Origin of the sequence: Parvibaculum sp., from assembly GCF_035325945.1 — a bacterium.
GTDB lineage: Bacteria > Pseudomonadota > Alphaproteobacteria > Parvibaculales > Parvibaculaceae > Parvibaculum.
In genome coordinates, this window is record NZ_DAOKYX010000001.1 from 82102 (window position 1) to 98132 (window position 16031).

Sequence of the window (16031 nt, forward strand, 5' to 3'; positions counted from 1 at the left end):
CGCAGTTAACGATTTCTTGCGATATCTTTCACATTGGCCCAGACCGCAAGCGCATCCCTGAGCGGGGCCGCCTCATGTGTACGGATATAGTCGGCGCCGTTCACCGCGGCGATGAGTTCCGCCGCAAGCGTCGCCGCGCCCGCTTCGCCGGCGCCCCGGCCCGTCACCGCGCGGAGGAATGATTTCCGCGAAACGGAGATGAGCACCGGCAGGCCGAAACGGCCCTTGAGCTCGCCGAGACGCGCCAGCACGCTGAACGAGGTTTCCGGGGCCGCGCCGAGAAAGAACCCCATGCCCGGATCAAGCACGATGCGCGAGCGCGCGATGCCCGCCGCCTCCAGCGTGGCGAGCCGCGCCTCGAAGAAGCGGCATATATGGCCCATGATGTCGCCATCGGGCGCCGCGCGCCTGTCGGCCTGCCCCTCCTGCACCGAATGCATGAGGATGAGGCCGCAATCCGCCTCGGCGATGGCGGGATGAAGCCCCGCATGCGGAAAGCCCTTGATGTCGTTCAGCCAGGCGACGCCGCGCTTCAGCGCATAGGCCTGCGTCTCGGGCCGGTAGCTGTCGACCGAAACCTCGATGCCCTCGGCAAGCAGCCGGTCGAGAACCGGCGCGAGGCGCGCGATCTCCTTCTCGGCGGAAACGGGCGCCGCATCCGGATTGCTCGACGCAGGGCCGAGATCGACGATATCCGCGCCCTCGCGGGTGAGCTTCAGCGCCTGCGCGATCGCGGCGTCGGGCGCGAGAAACCGGCCCCCGTCGGAAAAGGAATCCGACGTGATGTTGACGATGCCAAGAATTCTGGGAGCGGCGCTGTTCATGCGGCGGTTCTAGCACGCCAGCGAAACGGGCATCATGTGAAATTTATCTCAGCTCAGATCTGCAACCGCATCATGGAAATCGTTTTCATGAGCAATCACCAGTGAAAAGCCTTCCTTGCGCAATTGAACGGCCTTTTCGACCTTCCGACCATAACACGCATATGCCCAGCAAGGGTTTCCTTCCGCGCCGATAATCAGATAGTCGACTTTTCGGGATACCGATAATGCAACCTCCCCACCAAGCCGCCTTACGGTCTCCTCAAGTTCACCTCGCGAATATTTATAGGAGGCACCCGTAAAGCAAAATATTGAATCCTCGAATTGAATTTCCGGGCACACGGCGCAAACGCCGGTGAGAGATGCCCCTTCAAATACCAACGGTTGTCCAATCACTCTGTCATCAAGAACTGACACAAATCCTGAAAAGAAATTTTTCAGGAGCCTGTGCTCCTCCTCATCAATTTTTCCATCTATGAGAACGGATGTGACCAGACTGGCCACTTCGTCGTAGGGCCAAAGCGTTTTCAGATGCTCGTGCTCTGATAGCCAATTCGACAGACCTCTCAATTCAGGCTCTGTAACTACGCCATCTGCAATGATACCCCCAAGCACCGCATGCAGTTTCTGCATGTCGGCTGCCACAGCTTCAAAGTATCCCGTACCGCAAAGTCTTTCTCCGAGCCACAAGATGTCATTCTTCTCGTCATCATTGATGACACCTTCCCGAATGACATTTCGGATCACTGGGATAAATTCGTTAAACGGATGATTTATTTCAACAAATTTGTGATCGTCAATCCACATATGAAGGAAATCCAGCTCCCTTCCATTTATCATCTCGTCGATCGCGATCCCTTCGACAAGCCCCATCAATGAGTTGACGGACTTCTCAATTCGCAGGCGGCCTGTGAACCTGAAATACGTGCGATGGTCGCTGTGCATGGCTCCCTCTCCTGAGAACTGACGCCAAAAACAGAAATTTCCACGGCAATGAAATACTATCAATGCATGTATTTGAGGTCTAAGACAAAAAAGTCCGCACACAGATCCGAAGTCCGGCCAGAAAACCCACCCCGGATCATCGGTCAACGCAACTGCTATTGAGGCACTGAATTCAAGTTTACCTGACGGCGTCAAAGATGTTTCGCAGGCCGATCAACCTCATGCCATTTCTGCGTGTCAGTCTTCGCTGCCGAGCCAGTTATAGACGAGCCCCGCCAGCACCGCGCCGATAATGGGCGCGACCCAGAAGAGCCAGAGCTGCTCGATGGCCCAGCCGCCGACAAAAAGCGCCGGCCCCGTGCTCCGCGCCGGATTGACCGAAGTGTTGGTGACGGGAATGCTGACGAGATGGATGAGCGTCAGCGCAAGGCCGATGGGGATGCCCGCGAAGCCTGATGGCGCGGCTCTGGACGTTGCCCCCAATATCACGACCAGAAACCCGAAGGTCATGACGATCTCGCTGGCGGCGCCGGCCCGGAGACTGTAGCCACCGGGCGAATGCTCGCCATAGCCGTTCGCTGCAAGCCCGTTGACGGCGATATCGTAGCCCGCCTTTCCCGTCGCGATGAAATAGAGCACGGCGGCTGCGGCAATCGCCCCCAGAACCTGCGCGATCACATAGGGGATCAGGTCCCTCGACGCAAATCGTCCGCCTACTGTCAATCCGACCGTCACCGCCGGATTGAAATGGCCGCCGGAGATGTGGCCGAGCGCATAGACCATGGTCAGCACCGTGAGGCCGAAGGCAAGCGCCACGCCCGCGAAACCGATGCCGAGTTCGGGGAATGCGGCAGCGAGCACGGCGCTGCCGCAGCCGCCCAGTACGAGCCAGAACGTGCCGATGAACTCCGCAGAAATGCGTTTCGTCAGTGTCATGCAAGGTTCTCCCTGGCAGATGGTCGCTTCAGGATCGAACGCGCAAACTCGACTGAACGAAAGGCTAGGCAAGAGACGCATGATGCGCCAGCGGAACAATGAAAAAGGGAGGCCGCGAGGCCTCCCTTTTCGTTGTCTGCAATGGCGGTTTCAACCGCCATGGGGCATCCGGTCAGGCGCCGTGCGGCTCCGGCGAGACACCCGGCCCGGACTCGGCGGGGCGTCCGGCCTTCGGCACGGACGAGACGGGGCCCGTCTCCGCGGCCACCGGCTCGCCCATGTTGCGCACGGGCGGCTCGCCCTTGAGAAGCCCCTTGATCTCGTCGCCCGAGAGCGTCTCGTATTCGAGAAGCCCCTTGGCGATGACATGCAACTGGTCGAGATGATCGGTGATGATCTTCCTGGCCGTCGCATAGCCTTCCTCGACGATGCGGCGCACCTCGCCGTCGATCGCGCGCTGCGTCTCCTCGGACATGTTCTGCTGGCGCGACACGGAGTGGCCGAGGAAGACTTCCTCCTCGTTCTCGTGATAGGCGAGCGGCCCGAGCTTGTCGCTCATGCCCCAGCGCGTGACCATGGCCTTGGCCATCTTTGTCGCCATGGCGATGTCCGACGAGGCGCCGGAGGTCACCTTCTCATGGCCGAAGATGACTTCTTCGGCGATGCGTCCACCCATGGCGACCGCGAGATCGGCCTGCAGCTTTTCGCGCGTGACGGAGATCTGATCGCGCTCCGGCAGGCGCATGACCATGCCGAGCGCGCGTCCGCGCGGAATGATCGTCGCCTTGTGAACGGGATCGGAGGCCGGCATGTTGAGCGCGACGAGCGCATGGCCGCCCTCGTGATAGGCGGTGAGGCGCTTTTCCTCTTCCGTCATGACCATGGAGCGCCGCTCCGCGCCCATCATGACCTTGTCCTTGGCGTCCTCGAACTCCGACATGGTGACGAGGCGCTTGCCGCGGCGCGCGGCCATGAGCGCGGCCTCGTTGACGAGGTTCGCAAGATCGGCGCCCGAGAAGCCCGGCGTGCCGCGCGCCAGCGTGCGCGGGTCGACATCGGGCGCAAGCGGCACCTTCTTCATGTGAACCTTCAGGATCTTCTCGCGGCCAACGACGTCCGGGTTCGGCACCACGACCTGGCGGTCGAAGCGGCCGGGACGCAGCAGCGCAGGGTCGAGCACGTCGGGCCGGTTCGTCGCCGCGATGAGGATGATGCCCTCATTCGGCTCGAAGCCGTCCATCTCGACGAGTAGCTGGTTCAGCGTCTGCTCGCGCTCGTCATTGCCGCCGCCGAGGCCCGCGCCGCGATGACGGCCGACCGCGTCGATTTCGTCGATGAAGATGATGCAGGGCGCGTTCTTCTTCGCCTGCTCGAACATGTCGCGCACGCGGCTTGCGCCGACGCCGACGAACATCTCGACGAAGTCGGAACCGGAGATGGTGAAGAAGGGCACATTCGCCTCGCCCGCGATGGCGCGCGCGAGCAGCGTCTTGCCCGTGCCGGGAGGGCCGACGAGCAGCACGCCCTTGGGGATGCGGCCGCCAAGGCGCTGGAACTTCGCCGGGTCGCGCAGGAATTCGACGATCTCGGTCAGATCGTCCTTGGCCTCGTCGATGCCGGCGACGTCATCGAAGGTAACGCGGCCATGGCGCTCGGTCAGGAGCTTGGCCTTCGACTTGCCGAAGCCCATCGCCTTGCCGCCGCCGCCCTGCATCTGGCGCATGAAGAAGATCCAGACGGCGATGAGCAGCAGCATCGGGAACCAGGAGACGAGCACGCCGACGATCGACGGCACGTTCTCGTCCGAAGGCTTCGCCGTGATCTGCACGCCCTTCTCATAGAGGCGGTTCACGAGGCTCGGATCGGATGGCGCGTAGGTGCGGAAGGGTCGGCCATCCGTGTAATGACCGGTGATGTTTTCGCCAGCAATGGTCACATCGCGCACATTCCCGCCATCGACCTCGGAGAGAAGGCGCGAGAAATTGATTTCGCTGGACGCGGCTTGCTGGACTGGGCTCTGAAACAGGTTGAACAGCGCCACGAGCAGCAGCGCGATGATCACCCACAGAGCGAAATTCTTGAAATTGGACAACGGCTTGACCTTCTGTCACCTGGTGAGCATCCGTCCCTTGTCTAGCACGGGGCGTGCCAGATCGGGGCCGATCATCCTCTTGAGTGCTTCTAATTCGAGAAGATAGGGTCGTTCCAAGGGTTTACCAAGCCCCGTTTCCCCGAAACACGAAAGTGAAGTGTCGCAGCAGGGCGTAAGTTTCCCGTTACGGCGAATCGAGAAGCCGCCCCTTGAGAAGCCGGGCCTCCGCCCTGACGCCCTTGCCGGGGAAGCCGATATGGGGCGCGCCGAGGAGCGTACCCTCCTTCCATAATGCGGGCAGCGCGAGGAGCGCGGCACGCGGCGCCTCGGGCATGGGCAGACCAGATTTCTTCAGCCGCACCAGCCCTTCAGCGCCGAGCGCGCCGAGCCGAATGGCTCCGGCGGGTCCCGCGGCGAGTTTCACAACGAAACGCCCGTCCCATGCCCTCTCCTGCCCGCGCCTCAGCTCGATCGCGGGGGCGGCCAGTGCGGCGGCAGGCTCTCGAACGGCCACGACGAGCCCCCGGTCGAGCGACAGCTTGCAGCCATGCAGCGTACGCCCATGCCCGAGTTTTCCGGCCTTGAGCGCATCGAAGAGCGTTCTCAGCGCCTCGAAGCGGGGCGGATAGTCGCTGCCGCTCACGGCCTTGAGGATTTCAGCGAGGGCACGCAAGGCGATCTCGTCAGCCGCAAGCCCGAAACTTTCCGGAGCAATGGCAATGAAGCCCTCCGGCGCCATGCGCGCATGGGCGGCGAGAAAGGCGCGCGTATCGGCTTCCAGAGCGGTGCGCACCCGCGCCATATGGGCGGCCGTGTCGGCGAGGCGGTGCGCATCGAGGCCGAGCGTGCCCAGTTCGCCGAGAAGCCGCCGCGCCTTCACACGGTCGAAACGCTCGTTCTCGTTGCTCGGATCGTGGATGGCTTCGAGCCCGGCCTTCTCAAGCGTTGCCACAAGGCGGGCGCGAGGAAAATCGAGGAGCGGCCGCAGCAATCTCAGAGGCGTACTCAAAGGCGGGACCACCTCGAGCCAGCGCGAGGGCGCCATGGCGGCGAGCCCGTCGACGCCGCTCCCCCGCGCAAGGCGCAGGAGGAAGGTTTCCGCCTGATCGTCGAGATGGTGCGCGACGAGCAGGTCCCCCACTCCCTCCTTTCGGCAGGCTTCGGCGAGGAGCCGGTAGCGGGCGGCCCGCGCCGCCGCCTGGATGCCGGATTTGGGCTTTTCGCCCTTCCATTTGAGGATCCGATGGGGAACGCCAAGCGCCGCCGCCATGCGTGCGGCGAGCCGCGCTTCGGACGCAGAGCCGGGCCGAAGCCCATGATCCACCGTCAGGGCGATGAGGCGGACGCGCTTTCGCGCTCTCGCCCAGCGGGCGGCGAGAAAGAGAAGCGCAAGCGAATCGGGGCCACCGGAAAAGGCGACGGCGAGGCGCGGCGCGGGCGTCAGCGCGCCCAGCGCGTGGGCGAATTCCGCAGCGCCGACAGGGCCCGTCGATTGGCGTGATGTGGTCATGCGGCGATCATTGCCTCCGGCGCGCGCCAAAGCCACCGGAAGAACGGCCGCCGGAAGAAGGGTTGGAAGATTGGCGGCTCAGCAACCGGCCTTCTGGCGCTCGAGCTTGGCGCGGGCAACGATAGCGGGCGACGCCTGCGGGAACTGCTGCTTGAGCTGGCCATAGGTGGCGCAGGCCGCGTCCTTCTGGCCGAGCTGCGACAAGGTCATGCCGAGCTTCAGCAGGCTGTCGGGTGCCTTGGAGCTTTTGGAATAGGTCGTATAGCCCTTGAGAAAGGAGTCGGCCGCGTCCTTGTACTGGCCTTGCACGTAATAGGTTTCGCCGAGCCAATACTGTGCGTTGCCCGCGAGCGGATCCTTCGGATGCTGGGCGAGGAACTGCTTCAGCGCGTCGCGGGCCTGCGGAAACTGGCCGCGCTTCAGAAGGTCGATCGCGAAATCATACTGAACCTGCGCCGTGCCATTGGGGAGCGTCACGGTCGGCTTGGCCTCGGCCTGCTTTGCAGGCGCGGACGCCGGCGCGGATGCGGGCTGCGCGGCCGCGTTGCCCGCCCCTTGCGCTGGCGCGATCTGCTGGGGCGCACCGCCAGCGGAAGGCGCGGCGCCTGCGCCTTGATGCAGATCCTGGAAGCGCAGATCGACATCGCTCTTGAAGTTCTGGAGGTCCTGATTCGTCTGCTCGATGCGGTGCGAGAGTTCTTCCACGCGGCCCGTCAGCACACGCACCTGGTCTTCCATTTCGCTGAGGCGCGCCTGGGTGTCGGCCGAAAGGCCGCCGCCACCGCCGCCGCCCGAATCGGGGCTGTAGGAGCCGGGGGACGAGGAATAGGCGCCGCTCTGAATGTCAGTGACCGTGCGTTCGAGGCGATCGAGGCGGTTGTTGACGGCGCGCAAGTCCGAATCAGCTGCGAAGGCGCCGAATGGAAGTAGCGCCGGAAGCGTGATCAGCGCGGCGCCCCCTGCCGCAACGAGGAATTTCGCTTTTATCACTTGCTCCGCCCCAACAGAGATTCACGTCGCCGCGTATGTATGCGTGCCAGCGCCGCGCATGGCAATGAAACACATGGCGATGAAAAAAGAGAACTGCGACCAAATTGGGGCACGAAAGCCGCCCCCGCCGCAATACGGGCTTCACGCTGCGCCAGAAACACAGAAGCGCTCTCCCGCATCAGCGGAAGAGCGCTCCCGATCGATGGCTCAACGTCAGCCGATTAGCTGCCGGCGCCCTCGGCAACCACCGTCACAGCGCGGCGGTTCTGGGCCCAGCACTCCTCGTTCGACTCGAGGCACACCGGACGCTCCTTGCCGTAGGAGATCGTCTTGATGCGGGCGGAGTCGACGCCGAGGCTGACGAGGTAATCTTTCGCGGCATTGGCGCGGCGAGCGCCGAGCGCGAGGTTGTACTCACGCGTGCCGCGCTCGTCGGCATGGCCTTCGAGCGTGAACGTGAGGTTCGGATACAGCTTCATCCAGGCAGCCTGGCGCTGGAGCGTGGCCTTGCCTTCGTCCTTCAGGACCGACTTGTCCAGATCGAAGAACACGCGATCACCAACATTGGTGACGAGGTCCTGCTGGGTGCCGGGCTGAATGGCGGAGGAAGACGAGGACGGGGTGGTCGAGGCAGCGCCAGTCTCGGAGCTCGAGCTGCACGCGGCGACCATCAGGAAGGCTGCGGCCACGGCGGCGAACCGCAGGCCTGCATACGGGGACTTCATTCGGGTGCTCTCCTTTTAATCTCAAGCGGCCTAACGTGCCTCAGCGTTCCCTTATTACCGATGCATGCCAAACATCCAAGCAAAAAGGTGTCCCTTTCTACCTGGAAGTCGAGGCTCTACAAAGTGGCCCGAAGTTCATCCGAACCATGACACGCCGCCCGCAATTGGCCGACGCTGGGGTTGCCGTACCGCAACAAAATACTAGCCACGACATTGTGGGGTGGCAAGAACATTGGGAAGTCTGCGACTTTTCCGCATGCTGAACGTGACATTTTTGCATCGTTTTATGTCACGCCGCATCGCCTTGCCGCCACGAGATCGTCGAAACCGGACCTCGCGCCACAGACGGGAGGTCCGGAGAATCGACCGATGCGGCGCCTTACTGGATTCGCGGCGACCAGGCGGGGTCGGAAGCGAAGGTCGGCGTCGGCACGGGACGTTCGTTGCGCCCGGTCAGATCGACCGACCAGAGCGCGGGACCGCCCTGCGTGCCGCGCGTCTCGCGGAAGAACATGATGACGCGGCCGTTCGGCGCCCATGTCGGACCTTCATTATGGAAGCCTTCGGTCAGGATGCGGTCGCCCGTGCCGTCGGGCTTCATCACGCCGATGACGAACTGGCCGCTGATCATCTTCGTATAGGCGATCAGGTCGCCACGCGGCGACCAGACGGGCGTGGCGTAGCGGCCCTGCCCGAAGCTGATGCGGCGCTGGTTGGAGCCGTCGGCATTCATCACGTAAATCTGCTGCGAGCCGCCACGATCGGATTCGAAGGTGATCTGCGTCCCATCGGGCGAATAGCTCGGCGCGGTGTCGATCGCCGCCGTGGTGGTGAGGCGCGTCACCTTACGGCTGCGCAGGTCCATCGTGTAGATGTTCGAATTGCCACCGCGCTGAAGGCTCATGATGACCTTCTGACCATCGGGCGAGAAGCGCGGGGCGAAGGTCATGCCGGGGAAATCGCCGACGACTTCCTGCTGTCCCGTCTCGATGTCGAGCAGATAAACGCGCGGATTGTTGTTGTGGTAGGAGAGATAGGTGATCTCCTGCGAATTCGGGCTGAAGCGCGGGGTCAGCACGAGTTCGGCGCCGCTCGTCAGAGTGTGCGGGTTGTAGCCGTCCTGATCCATGATGGCGAGGCGCTTCACGCGGCGGTTCTTCGGCCCGCTCTCCGACACATAGACGACGCGCGTATCGAAATAGCCCTGCTCGCCGGTCAGCCGCTGATAGATGGCATCGGCGATGAGGTGCGCGACGCGGCGCCAGTTCTCAGGCGTCGTGAAGAACTGAAGCCCGGTGAGCTGCTGCTCGCCATAGACGTCCCAGAGGCGGAATTCGACGCGCAGCCTTCCATCGGCCTCGAGCTTCGTCTGGCCGGTCACGAGCGCCTGCGAATTGATGACGCGCCAGTCGCCGAAACGCGGCGGAACGTTGATGTCTGCGATCTTCTCGATGAAGGAGGCCTTGGAGAGCGGCCGGAAGAGGCCGGACCGCTCGAGATCGTTGGTGATGACGCCCGCAATGTCCGAGCCGGCCGATGCCTCCTGCCCCGGCGCGCCGACGAAATCGGTGATCGCGATGGGCATGGGCTCGGTGTTGCCTTGGTTAATGTCGATCTGCAGCGCCGCTTCGGCGGGAGCGGCCAGGAAGCTCGCGGCGACGAGAACCAGCGCGAGACGGAACCTCATCAAGACGCGCCGGGCGAGATTGCCTGATGCAACGCGACCAAAGCAGCGGAAATCAAACATCGCCGTCTCTCCTGCAAATAGGGTCATTCACCCACCCCGTCCCTTCTAGCACATACTCGCCCCGGGCCGCTCGCCGGTCCAGCGCGCCTTTCGCGTTACAGCGCTCCAGCCAGCGAGAAGTTGAGTTCTATGTCGCGCCAGCTGTTGAATTTGTCCGCCGGCAGAAAATCATAAGGCGCACACTTTAGAACCGCCTGCACAGCGCGCTCGGCAAAGAGCCTCGATATGCTGCCGCCGCCCGCCTTCTCGATGGAGGGCCGGCCCACGATCGAGCCGTCCTGATTGAGCGAAAAGCTGATGGTGGCGTAAAGCTTGTCGGCATCGGGGCTGCCGGCGAGGTCGCCCATGTTCCAGCATTGCTGGATTTTCTGGCGCACGGCATCGACCTCGCTCGCCGTCATGGGCAAGTCGGGATTGTCCGTCTCGGAGGCGTCCACCTTCTCGTCGGTCTGCCTGGCCTCGTCGGGCTGCGTCGCCTGATCGGGAATCTTGTTCAGAAGCGCCGCGATCTTCGTCGGATCGAAGGCCGGCTTCTTGTTCTCCGGCTTCTTCTCGACGACCGGCTTTTTCGACTCCGGCTTCGGCGGCTCTTTCTTCTTTTTCTCTTCCGGTTTCTTCTCGGCCTTCTTTTCCGGAATGGGCTCGGGCTTCGCCTCTGGCGCGGGCGGCGTCGGCGCGGGCGCGGCCTTCTCGGGCTCGGGCTGCGGCACGGGCTTGGGCTTGTCAGGCTGTGGCTTCGGCGATGGCTTCTCGACGGGCTTGGGCTGCTCGACCTTCTTCTTCGCCTGCCGCTTCAGATTGGTGACATCGGCGACGGTGAGAAGCTCCACCGGCAGCACGCGCGTCGGCATCGGGGCAAGCTCCTTCGGCGAAGGAAGCACCACGATCGTCGCGATCAGTACCGCGGCGTGAAGCGCGGCGGAATAAAGAAGCGGCCTGCGCATATTAAACTGACTATCTGGCCGGAGCCTTTGCGGCGGGCGCCGCCGGCTGCACGGAGTCCGTCACGAGCCCTACCTTGCTGTAACCGGCAGCGTTGATACGGCCCATCACATCCATGACGCGGCCATAATCGATCGAGCTGTCGGCGCGAACGAAAATGCGCTGCTCATAGCCATTCTGCGCGATGGCCTCAAGGCGCGGCACGAGCGCATCGGCCTCGACCTCGGTTTCCTGCAGGAAGATCTGCCCGGTCGACCTGATCGTGATGGTCAGCGGCTCCTTGTCCTCGGAAAGGGGCGCGGCCTGCGTCTTCGGCAGATCGACGGGAACGCCGACCGTGAGGAGCGGAGCGGCCACCATGAAGACGATGAGCAGCACCAGCATGACGTCGACCATCGGCGTCACGTTGATCTCGGACATGGGCGCGCGCCTGTACTTGCTGCGCCCGCGTTGCCCGCCCTGAACGGAAAACGCCATGATCAACCCCGCTCGTCGAGCTGACGCGAAAGAATGGCCGAGAATTCGTCGGCGAAGCTCTCAAGACGTGTGCCGAAGCGTCCGACCTGATTGGAGAAGCGGTTATAGGCGATGACGGCCGGAATCGCGGCGAGGAGGCCGAGCGCGGTGGCAAAGAGCGCTTCGGCGATGCCCGGCGCCACGACCGCGAGATTGGTGTCGCGGCTGATGGCGATCGACTGGAACGAATTCATGATGCCCCAGACCGTACCGAAGAGGCCGATGAAGGGCGAGACGGAGCCGACCGTCGCGAGGAAGAGAAGCCGGCTCTCGAGCCCCAGCATCTCGCGGTTGATCGTCACCTGCATCACCTTGTCGACGCGCTCCTTGAGGCCGAGGAAGCTGTCGGCGGCGATGTCCGCCGAACGGCGCCATTCGCGCATCGCGGCGATGAAGAGCGCCGAAAGCGGATGCGAGGGGCGATGGCCCATCTCCTGGTAAAGCTCCTCCAGCGAGCGCCCCGACCAGAAGGTGCGCTCGAACTGGTCGGCGCGGCGCTCGACCTGATTGAAGCGCCACCACTTGTCGAAAATGATCGCCCAGGACCAGACAGACGCGAAGAGCAGTCCGAGCATCACGATCTTCACGATGAGATCGGCATGCATGAACAGGCCCCAGATGGAGAAATCCACCGGCGCGGCGTTGACGGTCTGATTGGCGATGACCTGCGCGGTGTTCACGCCGGTTTCGATGTGAGTCGTCGGATTCATCTACGGTAGCCTCTCCGAAATCACGTCCTTGTCGGAGCGGCACATCGCAAATACGCAGCCGCCGCCCGAGCCCGCAGGGCCCCGGCGGTCGCGCGAAGATGCACGTACCCCCGATTTGAAAGCGAAGTTAGTCCACGAATTATGTCGAAACCGTGGCACATTAAGGGATATCTCACGAATTCCAAGAGCTTAGCGGAACGATGTTGCTGGCCGGGCACAACGGCGATCGAAGTGCCGTCACGGCGACGATGAAGGCTCGACGAAAGGCGCGAGCGCGATGCGGGCCTTGTCCGGCAGGCGGCGAGGGCGCCCCTTGCTGTCGAGACAGGCGGCGAAGACGGTGGCGCGCCAGAGTTCCTCGAGCGAGCCGCCCGCGCGGCGCAAGATCTTCTGCCCGGCCTCGAGCCGCGCCCCGCTCGCCCGGCGATAGATCGTGTGGACCTCCAGCTCGTCGTCGATCCGCGCGGGCTTCAGAAAATCTATTTGCATGCGGTGAATGGCGAAGGCGAGCGGGTCGTCGCCCTCGAACAATTCGGTATGGTTGACGCCCGCAAGACGCAGGAAATCCGAACGCCCGCGCTCCGCGAAACGCAGATAATTCGCGTGATAGACGATGCCGGAAAAATCCGTGTCCTCATAGTAAACGCGGACCGGGAGGATATGCGTCCTGCCCTCGATGCGGCCGGCGAGATCGGGCCAGTTGCGATCGCTCATTCGCCATCCTCGCCCGTGAAGAGTGCGCCCTGCCCCGCCGCGCCGCCAGCCGGCAGCGGCAGGCCGAGCGCCGCCGAGGCGGCAGGCGGGAGCACGCGGCCGCGCGGCGTGCGGTTCACGAATCCCTGCTGGATGAGATAGGGCTCGATGATTTCCTCGATCGCGTCGCGCGGCTCGGAAAGCGCCGCCGCCACGGTCTCGACACCGACGGGGCCGCCCGAAAAACTCACCGCGATGCAGCGCAGATAGCGGTGGTCGAGCGCATCGAGGCCGCGCTCGTCGACTTCGAGGCGCTGCAAGGCGCGGTCGGCCGCCTTCGCATCGATGCTGCTCAATCCGTCCACGGCGGCGAAGTCGCGCACGCGGCGCAGGAGGCGCCCCGCGACGCGCGGCGTGCCACGAGCGCGGCGCGCGATCTCATGTGCGCCATCCGCCGTCATGTCGATGCCGAGAAGCCTCGCGCCGCGACGAACGATGTGTTCGAGTTCCGCGATCTCGTAGAAATGGAGCCGCACCGGAATGCCGAAGCGGTCGCGCAAGGGTGTCGTCAGCAGGCCCGTGCGCGTCGTCGCGCCGATGAGAGTGAAAGGCGCGAGATCGATGCGGACGGAACGCGCGCCCGGCCCCTCGCCGATGATGAGATCGAGCTGGAAATCCTCCATCGCCGGGTAAAGGACTTCTTCGACCGCTGGCGAGAGACGATGGATTTCGTCGATGAAGAGAACGTCGCGCGGCTCGAGATTGGTGAGAAGCGCCGCGAGATCGCCGGCCTTGGAGATGACGGGGCCCGAAGTCGCGCGAAAATTGACACCGAGTTCGCGGGCGAGAATCTGGGCGAGCGTCGTCTTGCCGAGGCCGGGAGGCCCTGCGAAGAGCACATGGTCGAGCGCTTCGCCGCGCGCGCGCGCCGCCTCGATGAAGACGGCGAGATTCTCACGCGCCCGCGCCTGGCCGACGAAATCGGCAAGCGCCTGCGGCCGCAGCGAACGCTCGGCTTCGTCCTCTTCCCTCTTGCGCGCGGCGACGAGGCGGTCTGTCACTCTTCATTCCCCTTCATCGCGCCAGTTCCTTCAGTCCCTGGCGGATAAGCTGCTCCGCCGATGCGCCCGGCTCAAGTTTCTTCGCGGCGCCGGAAATGGCGGATGCCGCCTGCAACTGCGGATAGCCGAGATTGACGAGCGCGGAGATCGCATCGCGCGCGGCACCATCCGGCGCGGACGCGGCAGCGGGCGCGGCGCCCTGATCGAGCACGGCGGCGAGTGAGCTTCCCGCCGGTGCCTTGTCCTTCAGTTCGGCGACGATGCGCGCCGCGACCTTGGGCCCGACCCCCGGCGCGGTCGCAACCACTTTCCTGTCCTCGAGCGCGATGGCGCGGGCGAGATCGGCCGGCGTCAGCGTGCCGAGAACGCCGAGCGCGACGCGCGTGCCCACGCCCTGCACGCCGAGGAGAAGCCGGAACCAGTCGCGCTCCAGCTCGCTCGCAAAGCCGATGAGGCGGATCGCGTCGTCGCTTACTTTCGTTTCGATGGCGAGCGTCACCGCGCCGCCGATTTCAGGCAGCGCATCGAGCGTGCGCCGCGAACAGGTGACGTGATAGCCGACGCCGTTCACATCGACGATCACCCAATCGGCGCCCACTTCATCGACCACACCCTTGAGTCTGCCGATCATGCGCGCGCCGCCTCCGCGCGAAGAAGCGCGGCCGCAATCCTCTCATTCGCGCCGCCGGAATGGGCATGACAAATGGCGATGGCGAGCGCATCGGCCGCATGCTCGCTCGCGGCGCGCGATCCCGGCAAGAGCAACTCGACCATCATTCTGATTTGCGCCTTTCCGGCATGCCCCGCGCCGACGACCGATTTCTTGATGTGATTGGGCGCGTATTCCGCCACCGGAATGCCGCTTCGCGCCGGAACGAGAAGCGCGACCGCGCGCGCCTGCCCGAGCTTCAGCGCCGCCACCGGATCGCGCGCCACGAATGCCTGCTCTACCGCCGCCGCGTCAGGCGCGTGCGCCTCGACCACGGAGATCAGACCGCGCTCGATCTCGACGAGACGTTCCGCGACGCTCAACCGGTCGTTCGACGTGATCGTGCCGTTTGCGACATGGACGAGGCGCGAGCCGGAAACGTCGATCACGCCCCAGCCCGTCGCGCGCAGTCCCGGATCGATGCCGAGAAATCTCAGAGAGGCCGGCATGAGCGGGGCTTGCCTCCGTGCCTTGAGGCCAGATCAGGCCGACATCTTCTCCATGACCGAATCGGACATTTCGAAGTTCGCATAAACCTGCTGCACATCGTCGTCGTCGTCCAGTGCATCAAGCATCTTGATGATGGTTTCGGCCTTTTCGTCGTCGACGGGGATGAGGTTCTGCGGCTTCCAGACGATGCTGGCCGCGCGCGGCTCGCCGAACCGGGCCTCGAGCGTGCGCGCAACCTCGTGGAGTGTGTCCGGCGAACAGAAAAGCTCATGCGCCTGCTCGCTCGACTGGCAATCGTCGGCGCCCGCCTCGATCGCGGCATCGAGCATGTCGTCGGCGCTCGCGACATCCGGCGCGTATTCGATACGGCCGAGCCGCGAGAACATGAAGGAGACGGAACCCGTCTCGCCGAGATTGCCGCCATGCTTGGTGAAGATCGAGCGCACCGAGCTTGCCGTGCGGTTGCGATTGTCGGTCAGCGTCTCGACGATGACGCCGATGCCGCCCGGGCCGAAGCCCTCGTAGCGCACCTCGTCGTAATTCTCGCCGCCCTGGTCGGAGCTCTTCTTGATCGCCCGCTCGATATTGTCCTTGGGCATGTTCTCGGCGCGGGCGGCCTGAATGGCGGCGCGCAGGCGGGGATTGTATTCCGGATCGGCCAGCCCCTGCTTCGCCGCGACGGTGATTTCCTTCGCCAGCTTCGAGAACAGCTTGGCGCGCTTCTTATCCTGCGCGCCCTTGCGATACATGATGTTCTTGAATTGCGAATGGCCGGCCATGGCGACTCCGAATTATTGGCGCCCGCCGGTGGCGGACCGCCCGATTCTGCGCAGGAAACCCGTATCCGCGCGACGTTTTTCTGTTGCGGCGGGCATCCCGACGGATCGCCCCCCGAGGCCGCTCTTATAGGGGGCCGTCCTGCCAAAATCCATAGCCCATGCCCGCCTTCCCTTTCGCTCCAAAATGCACGCAATACGTGTTGTAAATCACACGTTCCCGTTTAACGTGTGATTTACAAACCGCCTCTACTGTGAGGATGCCCCGCTCGCCAAGGATGGACGCCCAACCATCCGGAACGGGGCTCGTCGCAGCGGGTCCGGCCCGAGGGGTCTTGCCCAAGCCCCCAGGGACAACCGGATCAGCCTCCGCAGGATGCGGTGGCACAGATGCCCCGTTCATGGTCC

Annotated in this window: 16 protein-coding genes; all 16 read right to left on the reverse strand. The window is 63.9% G+C overall.

The annotated features are described in order from the left end of the window. Window positions 1-5: 5 nt before the first annotated feature. Window positions 6-824 carry a dihydropteroate synthase gene (gene folP, locus PKA57_RS00395; protein WP_324296937.1) on the reverse strand — a complete coding sequence of 273 codons (819 nt, stop codon included), beginning with the start codon at window positions 822-824 and terminating at the stop codon, window positions 6-8. A gap of 48 nt (window positions 825-872) precedes the next feature. Next, window positions 873-1766, reverse strand: coding sequence for a BRCT domain-containing protein (locus PKA57_RS00400; RefSeq protein ID WP_324296938.1), 894 nt, complete (start codon window positions 1764-1766; stop codon window positions 873-875). Between the two features lie 237 nt (window positions 1767-2003). Beyond that, on the reverse strand, window positions 2004-2696 hold the full coding sequence (gene aqpZ, locus PKA57_RS00405) for an aquaporin Z (protein WP_324297252.1): 693 nt from the start codon (window positions 2694-2696) through the stop codon (window positions 2004-2006). A gap of 178 nt (window positions 2697-2874) precedes the next feature. Continuing rightward, window positions 2875-4794 (reverse strand): ATP-dependent zinc metalloprotease FtsH, encoded by a 1920-nt coding sequence (gene ftsH, locus PKA57_RS00410; RefSeq protein ID WP_324296939.1) that lies wholly within the window; start codon window positions 4792-4794, stop codon window positions 2875-2877. Window positions 4795-4978: 184 nt separating this feature from the next. Continuing rightward, entirely contained in the window at window positions 4979-6304 is a 1326-nt protein-coding gene (tilS, locus tag PKA57_RS00415) for a tRNA lysidine(34) synthetase TilS (protein ID WP_324296940.1), read from the reverse strand. Window positions 6305-6382: 78 nt separating this feature from the next. After that, on the reverse strand, window positions 6383-7198 hold the full coding sequence (gene ybgF / locus PKA57_RS00420; RefSeq protein ID WP_324296941.1) for a tol-pal system protein YbgF: 816 nt from the start codon (window positions 7196-7198) through the stop codon (window positions 6383-6385). 317 nt (window positions 7199-7515) lie between these two features. Then, window positions 7516-8019 (reverse strand): peptidoglycan-associated lipoprotein Pal, encoded by a 504-nt coding sequence (gene pal / locus PKA57_RS00425; RefSeq protein ID WP_324296942.1) that lies wholly within the window; start codon window positions 8017-8019, stop codon window positions 7516-7518. Window positions 8020-8398: 379 nt separating this feature from the next. Then, on the reverse strand, window positions 8399-9706 hold the full coding sequence (tolB, locus tag PKA57_RS00430) for a Tol-Pal system beta propeller repeat protein TolB (RefSeq protein ID WP_324296943.1): 1308 nt from the start codon (window positions 9704-9706) through the stop codon (window positions 8399-8401). 155 nt (window positions 9707-9861) lie between these two features. Continuing rightward, entirely contained in the window at window positions 9862-10710 is an 849-nt protein-coding gene (locus tag PKA57_RS00435) for a hypothetical protein (protein WP_324296944.1), read from the reverse strand. 10 nt (window positions 10711-10720) lie between these two features. Further along, complete coding sequence (gene tolR / locus PKA57_RS00440; protein WP_324296945.1) at window positions 10721-11185, reverse strand: protein TolR; 465 nt, start codon at window positions 11183-11185, stop codon at window positions 10721-10723. A 2-nt stretch (window positions 11186-11187) separates the two neighbouring features. Beyond that, on the reverse strand, window positions 11188-11934 hold the full coding sequence (tolQ, locus tag PKA57_RS00445) for a protein TolQ (RefSeq protein ID WP_324296946.1): 747 nt from the start codon (window positions 11932-11934) through the stop codon (window positions 11188-11190). 237 nt (window positions 11935-12171) lie between these two features. Beyond that, on the reverse strand, window positions 12172-12648 hold the full coding sequence (locus PKA57_RS00450; protein WP_324296947.1) for a YbgC/FadM family acyl-CoA thioesterase: 477 nt from the start codon (window positions 12646-12648) through the stop codon (window positions 12172-12174). Next, on the reverse strand, window positions 12645-13688 hold the full coding sequence (gene ruvB / locus PKA57_RS00455) for a Holliday junction branch migration DNA helicase RuvB (RefSeq protein ID WP_324296948.1): 1044 nt from the start codon (window positions 13686-13688) through the stop codon (window positions 12645-12647). Before ruvB ends, PKA57_RS00450 begins: the two co-directional genes overlap by 4 nt. Window positions 13689-13701: 13 nt before the next feature. Continuing rightward, entirely contained in the window at window positions 13702-14319 is a 618-nt protein-coding gene (gene ruvA, locus PKA57_RS00460) for a Holliday junction branch migration protein RuvA (protein ID WP_324296949.1), read from the reverse strand. Beyond that, complete coding sequence (gene ruvC / locus PKA57_RS00465) at window positions 14316-14846, reverse strand: crossover junction endodeoxyribonuclease RuvC (RefSeq protein WP_324296950.1); 531 nt, start codon at window positions 14844-14846, stop codon at window positions 14316-14318. The genes ruvA and ruvC overlap by 4 nt, the downstream gene beginning before the upstream one ends. 33 nt (window positions 14847-14879) lie before the next feature. After that, window positions 14880-15626, reverse strand: coding sequence for a YebC/PmpR family DNA-binding transcriptional regulator (locus PKA57_RS00470; RefSeq protein WP_324296951.1), 747 nt, complete (start codon window positions 15624-15626; stop codon window positions 14880-14882). Window positions 15627-16031 lie beyond the last annotated feature (405 nt).